This window comes from Olleya sp. 1-3, from assembly GCF_002836085.1.
Taxonomy (GTDB): Bacteria; Bacteroidota; Bacteroidia; order Flavobacteriales; family Flavobacteriaceae; genus Olleya; species Olleya namhaensis.
In genome coordinates this window covers 50272-68060 of the sequence record NZ_PJBW01000004.1, presented here as the reverse complement: position 1 = coordinate 68060, position 17789 = coordinate 50272, and the positions used below count along the sequence as shown (strand labels likewise).

The following is a 17789-nucleotide window of genomic DNA, read 5'->3' as shown; positions in this document are numbered from 1 at the left end:
TATCATATAAAAAAAACCAATGCATTGCATTGGTTTTTTTTATGCTCTTAAATTTTGTTTACTTGTTTATTTCTAAAGATTTTATAATAGATTCAAGCTCTAAAACATAATCACGTTTACTTACTGATGGTGCAAAAGTAAACCCTTCAATAACCACATAACGGTTATTAATTTTATCTTCAACCATATAGTTTAAAAATGGTCCTGCATTATAGCTGTCTTTAATTTCCCAAGTACTTCTAACTTCATAAGCGGGCTTATTATCTATAATTGTATTGTATAGAAACGGTGTATACGCCTCCTCTGTCATCATATAAGATCCATCTGTTGGTCCCGGAACATATTTTTGACCCACACTGTCTCTAATTCTAATAACCTGCTCTATAATATCACCTTCTTTATCTATAGCAGTTAAAGGGATTTGATATATCATAAAGTTATTAGTACCAGTCGTTAAATTTTTTCTAATCCAGAAAAAATTACCATCTTCTCTTGCTACTCTATAAGCAGAAGGAAACTGAAGTTTTAAACCTAAAACCTTTTCAATATTATTATTAACGTGAGGCGAATTACTAGTTAGCTTTTGACGTGCCTCTATTTCTTGATTTTTAAACGTTTCTAAGATTTTGTCTTTGTTAGCGCTTAACAATTTTATAATTTGGTTATTGTCTTTTCCACTAACTACCACCAATTTTTGAGGTCTTGCAAAAGCATCAGATAGGACTTTAAACCCTTCGTCTTCCCCTTTTTCAATTTTTAAAACAATTCTGTTTTGAGTAGCAAATCCAGAAAACACTTGTGGTGGCATTTGATTTATATCAAACATAGGTTCTGCTTGAGGCAATCCGGGAACAACCGTTGTTAACACCTCTCTAACTTGATCACCAACTCTACCTTTCCAAAGATCATTATCTATAACAACGTTTACATTGTATAGGTTTCCTGAAGATTGTGGTACTAAACGTTGATTTTTAGAAGAACCTTCTTTACACGATAGTATTGTGCATACTAATAAAATTAAAATAGCGACTTTTTTCATTTCTATACTGTTTTAGAGATCAATTATCCTTTTGAAACTAATAGTTTCATTCCTGGTTTTAATTTATTACCACTAATATCATTCCAATCTTTAATATTTTGAACCGAAACTCCAGAAAATTTTTGTGAAATACTCCATAGACTATCTCCTTGTTGCACTGTATACGTTTTTGCGTTAGCTGGTATTACTCTTTTTTTAGCTGTAGCTGAAGCTTTAGCACGATTTACAGGCACCCCATTTCTAGGATAGATAGTTAATCGTTGTCCAATTTTTAGATTATTATTTCTTAAACCGTTCCATTGTTTAATTTGACTAACTCTAACTCCAAATTTTCGGGCAATTTTCCCTAAGTAATCCCCTTGTTGTACTCTGTATCTAGTTTTAGAATCAGAATCTTGAAATTGAGGTAGCGGTTTTTCACGCTTATCAAATTCTGCTTTAGCATGTGCATACAACTGCTCTTCGTTATTTACAAACGCTCCAATAATAGTCCTTGGTAATCGTAATGTGTAGTTTTTACCTTCTATAAAAGGAATAACATCCAACTTATAAGCCGGATTTAAAAACTGAAGCGTTTCAATCTCCACACCTGTATATTCCGACACCTGATCTAAGGTTATCATTTGCTTGACATGGATGGTATCTGTTTCTATCAAATGAAACTCCGGTCTATGTTGCACAAATCCATGCTCCTTAGCATATTCAAAAATATACATTGTTGCCAAAAATGCGGGTACATAACCTGCTGTTTCACGTGGAAGATTTGGCCTAATATTCCAATAATTTTGATAGCCTCCAGAACGTCGTATTGCTTTACTAACATTACCTGGACCTGAGTTATAAGCTGCCAAAGCTAAATCCCAATCACCAAATAATTTATACAATTTAGATAAGTATTTAGACGCCGCAATTGTTGCTTTAATTGGATCACTACGCTCATCCACATAACTACTTACATCTAAACCATACTCTTTTCCGGTTGCAAACATAAATTGCCATAATCCTGTTGCACCAACTCTAGAGCGGGCACGAGGTTTTAAAGCAGATTCTACTATCGCTAGATATTTCATCTCTAACGGAATATCGTAGTTGTCCAACTCACGTTCAAACATTGGAAAGTAGTAATTACTTAATCCCATTAAACGTTCAAAAGAATGATGACGATTTTTTAAAAACGACTTAATAACACTTTCTAAACCTGGGTTATATTCTACATTAAAAGGTGTTCTAGCATTTAAGCGCTGTAATCTTGCTTTTAAAGTATCTGTTGTTAACTCAGGATAGTAAACTGCATCATATTTTAATCCAGAAACGTCTCTATAAATAGTATCAAACAATGTATTACTATACAATTCTTCTAACCATTTTTTATCTATATCTGCAGCAAACTCATGGTCCTGAAGCACTTTAGGTAACTCTAAAACCTCAATAGATTTTATAGATTTTTTAAAATAGGCTTGACCGTCAATTATTGTATCAATAACGTAGTCTTCTCCTTCTTGTAATTGGTCCTGTCTTAATCTGCTTTGTTGTATTGTATCTTGGGCAAAACCAAAATTAATTCCCAAAAACAGTAAAAAGAAAGCACTATATATTTTTACTTGATGCATGTACTTTTATTTATTGCATAACGATTAAAAGTGCTCTATTATTTTAAAATAGCAGCAATACCAGGAAGTGTCTTCCCTTCTAAGCTTTCTAACATTGCACCACCTCCGGTACTAACGTAGCTTACTTTGTCTTCAAATCCAAATTGTTTTACTGCTGCGACAGAGTCACCACCACCAACAAGAGAAAAAGCTCCATTTTTAGTTGCTTCTGCTATGGCGTCTCCTAACGCTATTGTACCCTTTGCAAAACTTTCCATTTCAAAGACACCTAAAGGTCCATTCCAAAGTATTGTTTTGCACTGTAATACAACATCATGAAACATTGCTATAGATTTTGGACCAGCATCTAAACCTTGCCATCCATCTGGTATTTTAGTTACATCAAGAACTTGTGTTTCTGCATCGTTACTAAAGGCATTTGCTGCTAGTACATCCACTGGAAGGTGTATTTGTACGTTTTTAGCTTTTGCTTGCTTTAAAATCTCTAATGCTAATTCCATTTTATCATCTTCACAGATAGAGTCTCCAACGCTTCCGCCTTGTGCCTTTATAAATGTAAAGGTCATACCACCACCAATAATTAGGTGATCTACTTTGTCTAAAATGTTTTCTATAATTGTAATTTTAGAAGATACTTTTGCTCCTCCAAGTACCGCTAAAACAGGTTTTTCGCCAGTTTTCATTACTTTATCAATACTCTTAATTTCTTTTTCTAATAGGTAACCAAAACATTTCTTTTCTGGAAAAAACTGAGCAATTACCGTTGTTGAAGCGTGTGCTCTGTGAGCAGTACCAAACGCATCATTTACATAAATATCTCCTAGTTTTGCTAATTTTTCCGCGAAAGCGACATCACCCTTAGTTTCTTCTTCATGAAAACGCAGATTTTCTAAAATTAAGATTTTTCCTGGTTCTAGATTGGCTGCAGCACGCTCTGCTTCTTCACCAATACAATTTGATACAAACTGAGTTTCTACACCAATAATATCTTCTACTTTATTAGCAATATGTTTTAAAGAAAATTGGTCTTCTACTCCTTTTGGTCTTCCTAGGTGAGACATTAAAATACAGCTTCCGCCATCTTCTAATATTTTAATAATTGTTGGTTTTGCAGCTTGTATTCTAGTCGCATCAGTAACCTTAAAATCCGCATCTAAAGGGACGTTAAAATCTACACGAATTAATGCTTTCTTATTCTTAAAATTAAAGTCGTTTAGTGTTTTCATCTGTTTTGTATGTTTTTAGTCTAGGTTTGATTTTAAAACCCACGTATCTCTATATCTATAATTTGTTTTTAGCTCTTCTGCTAATTCAAAAGCTTCTTCTGCAGTATCACTTCTTAAAATATAAACGTAATTCCAACTATTTTTTGGGTTAATAAAAGCAGTCGCTTTTAAACCATTTTTTATTAATTTATTGGTCCATTTCCCTGCTCTAATAGACTCTGCAAATACACCTGTTATTACATAATAACCGCCTTCTATACCCGCAATTGTTGTCGATTTTTTGTTTTTTAAATATCTAAATGCTTTAGATCCTAAACCTCTTTTACGATATTGATATGGCTTACGTTTTTCTTTGGTATTAAAACTTGGGTCTGACTCTGGTTGTGCTCTAACAATTTCTGGCGATACAGATGCTGTTTGACTAGCATCAGGGTTGTTTTCTTGAACAATATCGTCAAAATAGTTTTGAGCTATTTCCGTTTGAAAGGCTGTAAAATATAGATAAAAACGGTCCGATTGGGTTTTAAAACGCAGTGTTGTCTCACTTGTATTGTTGTTTATTATGGCATTATTGTAGTTAGGAATGTCCAATTTAGCAATATCAAAACCAAGTGTGTTTTCGCTGTTTGGCAGCCTATCTCTGTTTTTCATACTATTATTAGTAATAGAACTATTGAAGAAGTTTTGCTGAAAACGCGCCCCATTACTCAACGATTGAAAACTACCATCACGTTGTTTTACAATTGCAAATTCATCACCTTCCAAAGCAGCATCACCTTCTAAAGCAGATAATACCACTTTAGTTTTAACGTCTCCTTGCTGTACAGATTTAAAGTTTTTAAATGTAATATCAAAAGGCTCTTCTTTATTAACTAAAGCAAAACCGTGGTATGTAGAAATATATTTAGGATTGTCCGTAGGTGATTGGTATATCACATACAACATCCAACCCCCTGCACTACCACCAGATAAATAACCTTCTGTTGCTTTAATGTTAGCCACAGCATAGTCTCCTGATTTATTTTCGGCAGACTTTAAAAGTCTTGTCACATTTGCATAACAAGCGTATGGCGAATTAATAGCATGTGTCGGATTGGTTGCCCCGTCATAAATTATCTCTCCAGAAATATCTTGATACTCTTGGTTTGGTAACTTAAATTTAATTTGATTAATAATTGGCGAACGCGCTCCATTTCCTCTAAAAATGTAATTCCCTTTTTGTTCTTTACGCGTTCCTTTTTCGTAAGCATACGTTCCTGTCCAATATAGACCAGCGTAGGCTATTTTTTTAAAATCTTCAGGTAAAGATAAAGTGGCTTGACTAGAACTAAATGTTTCTGGGTCGTTATCAATATCTACATAACGCATTTTTGTATCATCGTTATTGACCTGCATATCATTAAACGCGTCTTTATCATCTTCGCTTAAAATATTATTACCAATAACAGTAACATCTCCAAAAATGTAAAATTCGTTTTGAGATTTGAAAGTAACACCATCAATAGACGCAGAATCTATTGCTGTGGTTTCTTGTGCATTAACAAGCCCTAAACCCATTACACAAAATAATAAACCTGATAGCCTTTTCATTTTAAAAATTAAAAGTGTGAATATTCTTCAAATATATACAAATACAACCATACTATAAATATGTACTGATAAAATCAATCTTTAATAAAAATAGTTTTTAATTACCAAGAAAACTATATTTGCCCTATGCTTTTCAGTGATATTTTAGGATTAAATCATATTAAAAAACACTTAACTACAAGTGCTGACAATGGTCGCATACCTCATGCGCAACTATTTATTGGCCCTGAAGGTTCAGGAACACTGCCTATGGCTATTGCCTATGCGCAATATGTGTTGTGCAAAAATGCGGCGGGAGAAAACAGCGGAGAAAACGAAGCTTGCAATATTAAGTTTAAAAACTTTTCTCATCCAGACTTGCATTTTGCCTTTCCGGTAACAACAACTGATAAAGTAAAAAAACATCCTGTATCTTCTTATTTCCTTACGGAATGGAGGCAGTTGTTAAAAGAACAACCTTACGGAAACTTATTTGATTGGTACAGACTTCTTGGTGTTGATAACAAACAAGGACAAATTGGTGTTGACGAAGCTTTAGATATTGTTAAAGCATTAAGCTTAAAATCTTACGAAGGTGGCTATAAAATTATGCTGATTTGGATGGCTGAAAAGATGAATACCCAAGCAGCCAACAAACTATTAAAACTTATAGAAGAGCCGCCAAATAACACGGTATTTATTTTAATTGCTGAAGAAGAAGAACAAATTATTAATACCATAAGATCCCGTTGTCAGATTATACATTTTCCGCCATTAGCAGAAAATGATATCAAAGCTGGAATCCAAAAACAATTTAGTCTTGATGATGCTACTGCTACTAAAATTGCACATCAATCTGACGGAAATTACAACAAAGCCTGTGATTTAGTCTATCACGACACAGAAGATGACCAATTTGAACAATGGTTTATTTTCTGGATACGTGCGGCCTTTAAAGCTAAAGGAAATAAAGCGGCTATACATGATTTAATTGGATGGAGTGAAGACATTGCTAAAACTGGTCGTGAAACACAAAAGCAGTTTTTAAACTTTTGTTTAGACTTTTTTAGACAAGCCATGTTATTAAATTATGGTGCTGAAGAGTTGGTTTATTTTGAAACCAAAAGCAAAGGTTTTGACATTTCTAAATTTGCACCATTTATCCACAACAATAATATTATGGATATCTCTAACGAGCTAAATGATGCAATTTATCATATTGAACGTAACGGAAATTCTAAAATCATCCTTACAGATTTAAGTATAAAACTAACACGTTTACTTCACGCTAAACAAGATTAAAATGTCTGAAAAAAAAACTTTTTTTGTCATAATAAATCCTGTTTCTGGAAACGGGAAAGGCAAAAAAGTTTGGAACAGCGTTAAAGACAAACTCTCACAACATTTTAATATTACATCTCAGTTTACCAATCACAGTAATCATGACATCCAAATTACACAAGATGCCTTAAATAAAGGGTTTCGTAATTTTATAATTATTGGTGGAGATGGCACATTAAACAAATTTATTAATGGCGTTTTTAGTCAAAAGACAATAAATCCAAATCAGATTAGCTTTGGTGTATTGGCTATAGGTACAGGAAATGATTGGATTAAAACATATAAAATTCCTAAAAATAGACACCGTGCGCTTCAGGCTATAATTAAAGGAAATACAAAGACTCAAGATGTTGGTTGTTTAACCTTTTTAGATCTAAATAATTCTAAAACCTACTTTTTAAATCTATGCGGTATTGGGTTTGATGGTTTGGTGGTTGACCTTGTTAAAAACGACAGGTCTTTTGGTAAATTAACCTATATTTTTGGCGCATTAAAAGCACTATTTAATTTCACGTATTTTGACACTAAAGTCACGTTAGACTCAGAAACAAAAACGCATAAAAACTGTATGATGATACAGTTAGGAATTTGTAGATATACGGGATCAGGAATGCAGCTGACAAAACAACCTGATCCAAATGATGGTTTGTTGGACGTCTCTATTGCCACTAATTTTACTAAATGTCAAATTGCAAAAAATATAATAGGATTATTTACTGGTAGTATTTTAAAGCACGAAAACATTACAACGTTAAAAACTAAGCATATCACATTAGAATTTAATGCAAAAAAACCGCTTATTCAGGCGGACGGAGAGCCTATGGCAACCAGTAATATAAAAGCATCTATACTACCACAAGCTATTACCTTTTATCTCTAAAATCCATGGTATTATTTAATACCTTTGAGCAAAAAAAATACAACAATGGACAACATCTTAAATAACATTACAGAGTTACTTTTACTTGCTTTTTTGGCAATTACATTTCTACAATCAGGATTAGACAAAGCCTTAGATTGGAAAGGTAATATTGCTTGGTTAAAAGGGCACTTTGAAAAAACGTTTATGGCTAATATGGTACCGTTAAATGTGGGGATTATATTTGTTTTAGAAACTATAGCTGGCCTATTTGCGCTTATAAGTATGGCAACCATTATTATAGATGGTAATACTGTGTTTGGCTTCTATTCGGCTATTTTAAGCGCGATAGTGCTTCTTTTACTATTATTTGGACAACGTGTTGCTAAAGACTACGATGGAGCAAGAACAATAGTGATATACTTTATTCCAACTATAATGGCATTATACCTACTAAAATAGATTAATACTCTGTCATATTTACTTTGAACACCCAATTATCTTTAAAAAGACTTTTATTAAGTAGTGTTTTATGTTGCATATAGGCATCATAGAAGTTTTCTGTATGAAACACATATACATAGTATAACTCTTGTTGATCGTCTATTAAAATCTCGCTGGCATACCCAGAGTCTCTTAATTGATTTTGCCAAGCAATTGCATTTTTAGGTATAGAAAACAGTTTATTAATAACATAATACCCTTTTTTAACACCTTCTATTTGCGCGGTATTTTTTTCTAAAAGTAATTTAAAAGCCTGAGTTTCTAGAGGTTTATCTTCTAATTCTAAGGCTTTTACATACGTATTACTAGCAATAATTACATCTCCACTAACTAACATTTCTTGTTGAATTCTTGATGCAGAAACCCCTAAAGAAACACTATTAACTTTTTGATTATCAGTGTTTTCCATGGTTTTTATAGGTTGTCTCAAAACTAATGGTTCCGATACAATAGCTTGTTCTGGTAACGGTGTAACAGGATTAACCGTAACCACTGTAACGGATTGCACCTTAGGATTGGGTATTATTACTGGCTTTGGCGGTGTTACATCCCCTGGTATCGTTATAGTAGGTTTCTTTAAAGCTATAGTACCCTCCGCATCTAAATCCATTTGCACCTCCACCATAGGACGCGATTTATGAGAAGAGAATACTACGGAATTAGAAGGTGCTTTTGATTCTATTTGATTAAAATAATCTTCACTAATCTCGGTTTGAAAAGCGGTAAAAAACAAGTAAAAACGATCTTGTTTTGTGTTAAAAATAAGTTCAACCTTCTCCGTATTATTAGTAATAATAGCGTCTTTATTATTTGGCAAAGTTACTGAAGCAATATCAAACCCTAAAGTATTGTCACTATCGGGCAATCGTTGCTGATTATCTTTATTTGAAGAGGTAATCTGACTACTAAAAAAATTATTATGTACTCGATTTTCGGATTTTAACTTCCAAACTTTTTGAAGTTGCGAGTTGGCAATTACGCACTCATCATCAGTTAAAGCAGAATCCCCTTCTAACGCAGCCAATGTAATATCTGTACTAGTTTTACCTTTTTCTGGCGTTTTAAAATCCTTTAAATTAATGATTACTGGATCACTCCCAACGTGTGTAAACCCATTAAAGGTAGTAATATATTTAGGCTTTTTTGTTGGTGTTTCATACACCACATACAGCATCCAACCAGCAGCACTACCTCCAGCTACAAAACCTTCTGTAGCATTAATATTACCAACAGTATATTCGCCATTAACCTGTTTCGCGTTTTGTAAATGTTTAGTCACATCAGCAAAGCAAACATAAGGTGAATTTAAAGCAAAAGAAGTCTCTTTCGCACCATCAAACAAAACTTCTCCCGTGATATTTTTATAATTATCGCCTGGCAATTTTAGCTTTATTTTACTTATAACGCTTCTGTTTCGCTGACGTTCTCCTTGAAAGAAAAACTGAGAATTCTCCTCCCTTCTAGTCCCCTTTTTATAACTATAAGTTGCTGACCAATACAGTACAGCATAAGCAATATTTTTATGATTATCTGGTAATTGCAGACTCGCAGAACTGGACGAAAAAGTAGTATCATCTTTATCAATATCCACGTAAACCATATCAATATCGTCGTTAGTTAAACGGTGATCATTGTAAGGTTCAGTAGCGTCTTTACTAAGTATATTATTCCCGATAGCCACAGCTTCTCCATAGATATAAAACGCTTTTTGAGTTTTAAATGGAATAGCCTCCTGAGCATAACTAGCAGAAAACATAGCAAAGACAATAGCACAAGGCCAAAGCAAGCTTTTCATAATTTGAATTGAAAATGATTAATAGCGCAATAAATATAACTAATTAAAAGAAATACTCTGATATTTAAACCCTTATATAACAAAAAAGGCGATTAACTGTTGTTAATCGCCTTTTGACTTTACTATTAATGCCTTATTTACTTCTTATAAGCAGCATTTAAACCTTCTATTATCTTATTTGAAATATCATTTTCATCCTTTGAGAACATAACACTAGGTGCATTTTCTACTGTCCCTAAGATGTAATCATAACTATTAGATTTACCATAATCCTTAACAAAATTCTTTACTTTAACAATCAAAGTGTCTATTTCCACTTGATACTCTTTTTGAAAAGCTTGTTGTTCCTTTTGCCATGCTTGTTGTAACCCTTGTGCTTTTTGTCTCAATACGCTCTCTTCTGCACTCTGCTTACTTTTTGGTAATGTTGCAATTTTTTGAAAATTTAACTGAAATACTTGTCTAAAGCTATCCACTTTTTTCTGGAATAAAGAATCTTTAGTATTGTATCTAGATTCTAAATCTAGCTTCTCATTTATTTCGTTTATAATAACACCATTATCAACGAATACAATTTTTTGTTTTTGACAAGACGTAAAAACTAACCCAAGTAATACTAAACCTAATATTTTTTTCATTTTTATTTTTTAAGAATTTGAGCAAATGTAAATAATAAAATAAACTAGAAATAAATTTTAATCACACATTTTAACCCAAATAAGAAATACTTATCACAAATTTGGACATTTATAGGGAATCCCTATCAAAAACGGGGTCAAATAAAGCCATTTAAGCACGTTTTAAAAAAAGCTAATGTGATAACACATTATAGTGCTTAATAAATTAACAGCGAATCTTATATTAAATTTTAGCTGTTTTTAAGCACATAAATCAATGAAGAATACTCTCCAGAAGACTTTGCTTTGTAATTTGATCTAAATCCAATCCAAAATGCTTTAAAGATATTCATCCATCCAGATTTATATTTTTCAGAAAGCAGACTAACATAATACGAGTCAAAAACCATTGGCAACGTTTTTACAACCGACATATTAATTTTTGCAAACAACTTAGAAACTGATTTTTGATTAAAATGCCACAAATGTCGAGGCACATCTAATGCTGCCCAAAACTGTTTATAGTAGTTTGAATCGTAACTTTTATAGTTTGGAACTGCAATAATTAAAACTCCCGAAGGTTTTAATAAGGCTTTTAGTTGAGCAATTTGTGCTTCTAAATTTGGAATATGTTCTAAAACATGCCATAAAGTAATGACATCAAAACTCTCTTTTTCTAAGTTATTTATATAATTAGAATCAAAAACGGATTGATTTGTTTTGCTATTTGCAATCAATCTAGCCTCTTTATTTGGTTCGATTCCTGACACAATCCAATTGTTATTTTGTGCAGTATTCAAAAAATCACCTGTACCACAACCAAAATCTAATAGTGTTTTTTGTTCCGTTTTAAACGAATTAATCAACTTTAATTTACGCTTTAAAGATATTTCTCTGATACTATGATATACCTTTTCAAACAAATTGCGTTTAGAATCTGTATGAGAAATGTAGTCTTCTGTCTGATAATATTCAGGTAATTTGTCTAAAGAAGGCTTAGGAATTGTTTCTAAATACCCATACGTTTTGTTCTCAATTAATTGAAATTCTTCTCCAGAAACAGAGTAATCTTTAACCTTAATAAATGCGTTTTGGATGTTTTGACTTGACACTATTAATTAAATTTAAGCTGAATTTAGATGTAATACTACAGCTGATTTATACTTTTAAAGACAAAAAAAAGCGAACGTTCCACGTGGAACGTTCGCTTTTTTTATTGATTTATCGACCCATAAAAACCAACAACACCGAAATATCTGATGGCGAAACGCCACTAATTCTTGATGCCTGAGATATGGTTACCGGTTGAATTTTAGTTAATTTTTCTCGTGCTTCCAAACTCATAGATTGCAGTTTAGAGTAGTCAAAATTAGCTGGAATTTTTATGTTTTCAAGACGCGTTAACTTGTCTGCATTGTTCTTTTCTTTTGCAATATATCCAGAATATTTCACCTGAATTTCGGCTTGCTCTATAACCTCACCATCCAAATTATTAGTCTCGATATATTCTGAAACCGATGCCACTTGCTTCATATCGTCAATACTAATATTAGGTCTAGCAAACATTTTAAACATCTTATCTTGCTGTCTAATTGATGCAGAATTCTTAGCTTCTAACACAGGATTTATCTCGTCCGGAGTAACACTAGTCTCTCTAAAAAACTGAACAAATTTGTCTGCTGCACCATGCTTTTCTTCCATCCTACGCAGTCGCTTTTCTGAAGCCAAACCAAGATCAAATCCTTTAGGCGTTAATCTAATATCAGCATTATCCTGACGCAATAACGTCCTATACTCTGCTCTAGAAGTAAACATGCGATACGGTTCTTCTGTACCCTTAGTAATCAAATCATCCACCAAAACACCAATGTATGCCTCATCCCTTTTAAGGATAAAAGCCTCACGTTCCTGAACCTGTAATGCTGCATTTATACCAGCCATTAATCCTTGAGACGCTGCTTCTTCATAACCCGTTGTTCCGTTAATCTGACCAGCAAAAAACAAGCCATCAATCAACTTAGTTTCTAACGTGTGCTTTAATTGTGTTGGTGGAAAATAATCATATTCTATAGCATATCCAGGTCTAAAAAACTTCACGTTTTCAAAACCAACAACACTACGTAATGCTTTAAATTGAACATCTTCTGGAAGTGATGTAGAGAATCCATTAATATAATATTCAACCGTATTCCAACCTTCCGGCTCTACAAATAATTGATGTCTATCCTTATCTGCAAACCTGTTAATTTTATCTTCAATAGACGGACAATATCTTGGCCCTAAACTTTTAATTCTACCATTAAACATTGGCGAACGATCAAAGCCTTCACGAAGTAAATCATGAACCTTTAAACTTGTATAAGACATGTGACAAGAACGTTGATGCGTTAATGCTTTTGTAGTATCTAAATAAGAAAACTTTTCCGGGTTTACATCTCCAGGTTGCTCGACCATTTTCGAGAAATCTAAAGACCGTCCATCAACTCTTGGCGGTGTTCCAGTTTTCATTCTACCAGATTCAAAACCTAAATTAACCAACTGTTCTGTAATTCCAGTTGCAGCTCTTTCGCCTGCTCTACCTCCTCCAAAATTTTTATCTCCAATATGGATTAACCCATTTAAAAAAGTACCATTTGTAAGGACAACAGTTTTTGATTTTATCTTCACACCAAGCGATGTTGTAACACCACAAACTTTTCCGTTTTCTACAATTAAGCCCGACACCATCTCTTGATAAAAATCAAGGTTTTTGGTTTGCTCTAAAAGTAAACGCCAATCTTCTGCAAAACGCATTCTGTCACTTTGGACTCTTGGACTCCACATTGCAGGCCCTTTAGATTTGTTTAGCATTTTAAATTGTATTGCAGAGGTATCACTCACAATTCCGGAGTATCCTCCAAGCGCATCAATCTCTCTTACAATTTGTCCTTTTGCAATTCCGCCCATTGCCGGGTTACAAGACATCTGTGCAATGTTTTGTAAATTCATGGTGATAAGCAAAGTCTTGCTTCCCATATTAGCTGCGGATGCTGCTGCTTCACTTCCTGCATGACCACCTCCAACTACAATTACATCGTAAACTTCGTTAAACATAATATTTATTTGACTAAACGATTTTGAAACTAGAACACTCTAACTACAAAATAATTTAAGTATGATTTTTAATAATTGTTCCACGTGGAACGTTTGACTTTTTAAAATAATTTAAGCGTGCAAATATACAACAAACTATTACATTGCATTTAGCAATGCTAAAGCTTCGTTTTCTTTGTTACGCATTTCAGCTGCATCTGCTTCTGACTTATCCTTATATCCACAGTAATGTAAAATTCCGTGAACAATAACACGATGCAACTCAGATTCAAATTCAACCTTAAAATCTTTTGCATTATCTGCAACACGCTCTACAGAAATAAAAATATCACCTTGTAATGTTTTTCCTACACTGTAATCAAAACTAATAACATCCGTTAAAGTATCGTGATCTAAGAACTCTACATTTAATTTATGTAAATACACGTCGTCACAAAACACATAGTTTATCTCGTCCTCCTTGCAGTTTTCGTTATTAATTATATTAGATATCCATTTAGATATTTTAGCGTCGTCAAGAAGCTTAAAATCGGTTTCGTAGTTAAAATTAATCATTTTGCTGTTTAAAATACTGTTGTGCTTTTTGCTTATAAATTTGTTGCAAAGGTAATGTTTGCTTATTCAAAATTTCTGTCGTGTTAAAATATTGTTTTGCCTTATCTTCTTGACTAGTTGTTGTATTCTTAAATTCTTTAGTATTTGATTCCGATTGACGTTTTTGTTCTTGACCTTGTTGCAACGCTGCATTTTCTAATTTTAAAAGTTGATGCTGAATATTTTTCATCTTACTCAACGTTTGATTAGTAAACCCATTATTGATTAAATCTACCTCAACCTGCTCCATATCCTTTAATAACTGTCTCGCCTCTCTGCTGTCTCCTAAACCTTCTTTATCCAAACGTTGTTCTAAAGCTTGACGTAACATTTGTTGTTCTTGATAAATTTTAAATAATTCGCCATTACTATCTTCATTAAAACCATCGCCTCCTTGCTTCTCTCCATTAGGCCCTTCTCCATTCTCTCCACCTTTACCTTTATTACCTCCTTTACCATTTTCGCCTTGTGCTCCATTCTCTCCACCTTCACCACCTTCTCCTTTATCACCAGATTTACCTTTGTCACCCTCTTCTCCTTTTTCGCCTTCCTGACCTTCTTTACCCTTATCACCCTTCTCCATGCCTTTCTCCATCTTTTTGGTCAACTCTTCTTGACTAATAATTATGTCCGGCATTGGCATACCACCTTCGCCTTGACCGGGAGAAGGCATTCCCATTTGATTTTGTAAATTATCTAGAGCGCCACTTAAAAAATCTGCCAAATTATTAGCAGACGTAAAAGCATATTGCTGCGATGACACACCACGATGCAACATATTCTCAGAAAGCTCTGCTAACGCTTTGTCTATATTAAAATACACTTCATTAATTTCTGTATTAATGTCTTCAGAAAACTTAGGTTGACGTAACGATATAGCAAATAAACTATCATCCACATGTTCAAAATGTGTTCTTAACTCTTTTTGCTTTTTAAGATAGGTTGCATATTCATTATGATTAATTTCAATGCTCTTAAATTGTTCCATCAACGCTTCTTCATCCATAGAGAAAATAACCAGATTATCTAAGATTTGACGTAGCATTTCAATATCTTCCTCTAACTGCTCCTTAGCAGCACTAGCCATTTCGCTTTGCATGCTCATGCTCATCTTTTTCATTTCCTGAGCTGCCTTTTTTTGTTTTTGTTTCGCAGATTGTTGCTTAGCCTCTTTTTCTTCCTGACTTCCTGCTTCTTGTTTATTCTTTAAATCCTCGCTAGCGCCTTGCTGATCATCGTTAATGTTTTCCTCAGTATTTTTGTTACGCGGTAAATCCATCGGCTTTTTCAAGTCCTTGTTATCCTTATCTAAAGTATCTAATTGGTCTTGTAGCTCTTCAAACTTACTATTTAACTCGTCTTGCTTTTCTTTAGTATTTTCTTCAGGTTTACTATTAGCTAATTTGTCTTGCTCCTTGGCCAACTTATCAAGTTCCAAACCAATTTTCTCCATTTTTTTAGACACATAATAACGTTTAGTCAACTCTACGATCTGCTCTAAACTACGTTTTTGACTTTTCGCTTTTTTAGCCAAATTATCCAACTTCGCAGAAAATTCTTCTTTACTAAATTTTTCTCTTAGCTTTTCTAATTCCTCAAGCAAACGTTCGTCTTCCTTAAGTTGCTCCTCATTATCTTTTAATCGTTCTTTTAAATCTTTTTTAAATTGATCTTCTTTGTCTTGGTCCTTCTGGAATTCGTCTAAATTATCTTTCAATTTTTTATTGAATTTTCTCATCATCTGCTCCTGCTCCTTTTGACGTTTCAAGAAGTTATCAAATTTCTTTTTATCGTTAAAATTAAGCTCAGACTTTTCTTTTTGATTTTTAGACAACTCTTGTAATTCCTTTTGCTGTTTATCAAATTTCTCTAACGACTTATTTAAATTCTGAATCGTTTGATTTTGCTCTTGAAGTTGTTTTTGTTCTTCTTCGTCTTGTGTTCGTTTTCTATAATTAAACACTGGACTTTTTGTACTCTTACTTTTATTTACGGCATCATTATCAAAAACCTCAAAATACAAATCGTAAGGCGTACCTTCTTCAAGATCTAAAGTATTAGGAAACGCTTTAATAAACTGATCAAAATTAGAATTACTAATAGGAATATTTACCATTTTTTTAGCGCCTTCATTCCCATTAGGGTAATACACTAATTGCAGTTTTCTTAATCCATAATCATCACTAACCTGACCTTTAAAATATAACGTTTGCTGATCTAAACTATCTGTTTTTGCTTCTAGCTTTAACTCTGGATATTGATCTTTAATAACCTGAATGCTATACGCTAGATTCTCGTAATTACGGAGGCTTTTATTACTTGTACTTATATTATAATCAAAGTTAGAGTAAATGCTTTTAGAGGTTTCAAAACCGCCTAATTTGTTGCTAGAAAAAGCAATAGTATCGCGACCAATCAAATCTACCTGTTCCGTTGCTTTAGTCTTTAACTGCCATGTCACCTTTGTCCCTTGCGGCACCACAGCATTACCAATACCTTTTAATATCTGACTACGCTTATTGGTATAATTTGGATAGTTTAAAACCATATCAAAACTAACTAGTGTTGGCACTTCTACCACTTTTAAAGTATACGGTTTAGACGTAATCCCATTAGCAGATAATCTAAATGTAATATCTTGTTTAGGCTGCTCAAAAACATACTCAAAATTACCCGCTTGAAGTTGTTGTAAAACATAAGTTTCTGTGTCAAACGTAATTTTTACATCTTCCGGACTAACCTGACCTTCTGTAGTCGCTAATAATCTAAATTCTTTATTTTCGGTAGTTTCTAAAGTTTCGTTTAAAACAAAAAACTGAAACGGTGCAGGTGGCTCATACGCTGTTTGATAATTAACCACACGTTTGTAGCTATCGCTAAACCAATTCATCTTACCAGAAATAGCAGCAATTACAACTATAGCAACAGGAATTGCTGCATATTTTAAATATTTTACGTTTTGTTTAAAGTTAACTGCTAGTTTAAACGGAATTGGATTAAGCTCTTCCGCCTTTTGATCAATACTTGCTAACAGTAATTCGGATGCATTTTCAGATTCTTTTAACTGCAATACATTAAGAAGCTTATCATTAACTTCTGGAAAATAACTACCAATAATAGTTGATGCTTCTTTATAATTAATTCCTTTTTGAAGCTTAAATAACTTTGCCAACGGTAAGGCAATAAACTTAACAAACAAGGCTAGTTCTACAACTATAAACAACCAAAACAATACGGTTCTAGCAGCCGAATTTAGCCATAGAAAATGTTCTAGTAAAAGCGTGAATATAAAATATAGTAACCCAATGCTAAAAAATAAAATAGCACCTTTTATCAACTCATTAGTATAATATTTTCTAATAAATTGCTCTAATTTAGACTGTATGTTATTAAAGTTATTCAAGTAATTGGTATTTAACTGACTAAATTACTGTTTTATTTTTACACTTATATAGTTACCAATATAAGTTAATGTTAAAGATTACCGCTTTCGCGGAAATTATGCCCTGTTAAAAATTGTTCTTTATTATTTCTTTGCTCTT

13 protein-coding genes are annotated in these 17789 nt (G+C 33.1%); 3 read left to right on the top strand and 10 right to left on the bottom strand.

Annotated elements, in window-relative coordinates; all coding sequences use genetic code 11:
• Positions 1-58: 58 nt before the first annotated feature.
• Genes CXF54_RS05510 through CXF54_RS05495 form a run of 4 tightly spaced genes read right to left on the bottom strand, consistent with a single transcriptional unit; the run spans position 59 to position 5465 of the window.
• On the bottom strand, positions 59-1039 hold the full coding sequence (locus CXF54_RS05510) for a DUF4837 family protein (RefSeq protein WP_101202768.1): 981 nt from the start codon (positions 1037-1039) through the stop codon (positions 59-61).
• 23 nt (positions 1040-1062) lie between these two features.
• Positions 1063-2649, bottom strand: coding sequence for a LysM peptidoglycan-binding domain-containing protein (locus CXF54_RS05505; protein WP_090837126.1), 1587 nt, complete (start codon positions 2647-2649; stop codon positions 1063-1065).
• Positions 2650-2687: 38 nt separating this feature from the next.
• Positions 2688-3875, bottom strand: a complete 1188-nt coding sequence (locus CXF54_RS05500; protein WP_101202767.1) for a phosphoglycerate kinase — start codon at positions 3873-3875, stop codon at positions 2688-2690.
• 15 nt (positions 3876-3890) lie between these two features.
• Positions 3891-5465: an SPOR domain-containing protein gene (locus tag CXF54_RS05495; RefSeq protein ID WP_157823401.1), complete on the bottom strand. Its 1575-nt coding sequence runs from the start codon at positions 5463-5465 to the stop codon at positions 3891-3893.
• A gap of 126 nt (positions 5466-5591) precedes the next feature.
• On the opposite strand from CXF54_RS05495, the gene CXF54_RS05490 reads away from it, so the two are divergent.
• The 3 genes from CXF54_RS05490 to CXF54_RS05480 are packed head-to-tail and all read left to right on the top strand — an operon-like array spanning position 5592 to position 8106.
• Positions 5592-6746, top strand: coding sequence for an ATP-binding protein (locus CXF54_RS05490; RefSeq protein ID WP_090837122.1), 1155 nt, complete (start codon positions 5592-5594; stop codon positions 6744-6746).
• A gap of 1 nt (position 6747) precedes the next feature.
• Complete coding sequence (locus CXF54_RS05485; protein ID WP_101202765.1) at positions 6748-7665, top strand: diacylglycerol/lipid kinase family protein; 918 nt, start codon at positions 6748-6750, stop codon at positions 7663-7665.
• Between the two features lie 45 nt (positions 7666-7710).
• Complete coding sequence (locus tag CXF54_RS05480) at positions 7711-8106, top strand: DoxX family protein (RefSeq protein ID WP_101202764.1); 396 nt, start codon at positions 7711-7713, stop codon at positions 8104-8106.
• Between the two features lies 1 nt (position 8107).
• Here CXF54_RS05480 and CXF54_RS05475 read toward each other — a convergent pair whose 3' ends face one another.
• From CXF54_RS05475 to CXF54_RS05450, 6 genes are all read right to left on the bottom strand, one after another.
• A complete protein-coding gene (locus CXF54_RS05475) occupies positions 8108-9943 on the bottom strand; it encodes a hypothetical protein (protein ID WP_101202763.1) in 1836 nt (611 codons plus the stop codon).
• Positions 9944-10080: 137 nt separating this feature from the next.
• Positions 10081-10581 carry an OmpH family outer membrane protein gene (locus CXF54_RS05470; protein ID WP_101202762.1) on the bottom strand — a complete coding sequence of 167 codons (501 nt, stop codon included), beginning with the start codon at positions 10579-10581 and terminating at the stop codon, positions 10081-10083.
• Between the two features lie 230 nt (positions 10582-10811).
• On the bottom strand, positions 10812-11672 hold the full coding sequence (locus CXF54_RS05465) for a class I SAM-dependent methyltransferase (protein ID WP_101202761.1): 861 nt from the start codon (positions 11670-11672) through the stop codon (positions 10812-10814).
• Positions 11673-11781: 109 nt separating this feature from the next.
• A complete protein-coding gene (gene mnmG, locus CXF54_RS05460; protein ID WP_101202760.1) occupies positions 11782-13653 on the bottom strand; it encodes a tRNA uridine-5-carboxymethylaminomethyl(34) synthesis enzyme MnmG in 1872 nt (623 codons plus the stop codon).
• Positions 13654-13791: 138 nt separating this feature from the next.
• Entirely contained in the window at positions 13792-14208 is a 417-nt protein-coding gene (gene ybeY, locus CXF54_RS05455; RefSeq protein ID WP_101202759.1) for an rRNA maturation RNase YbeY, read from the bottom strand.
• A complete protein-coding gene (locus CXF54_RS05450; RefSeq protein WP_101202758.1) occupies positions 14201-17650 on the bottom strand; it encodes a DUF4175 family protein in 3450 nt (1149 codons plus the stop codon). Before CXF54_RS05450 ends, ybeY begins: the two co-directional genes overlap by 8 nt.
• Positions 17651-17789 lie beyond the last annotated feature (139 nt).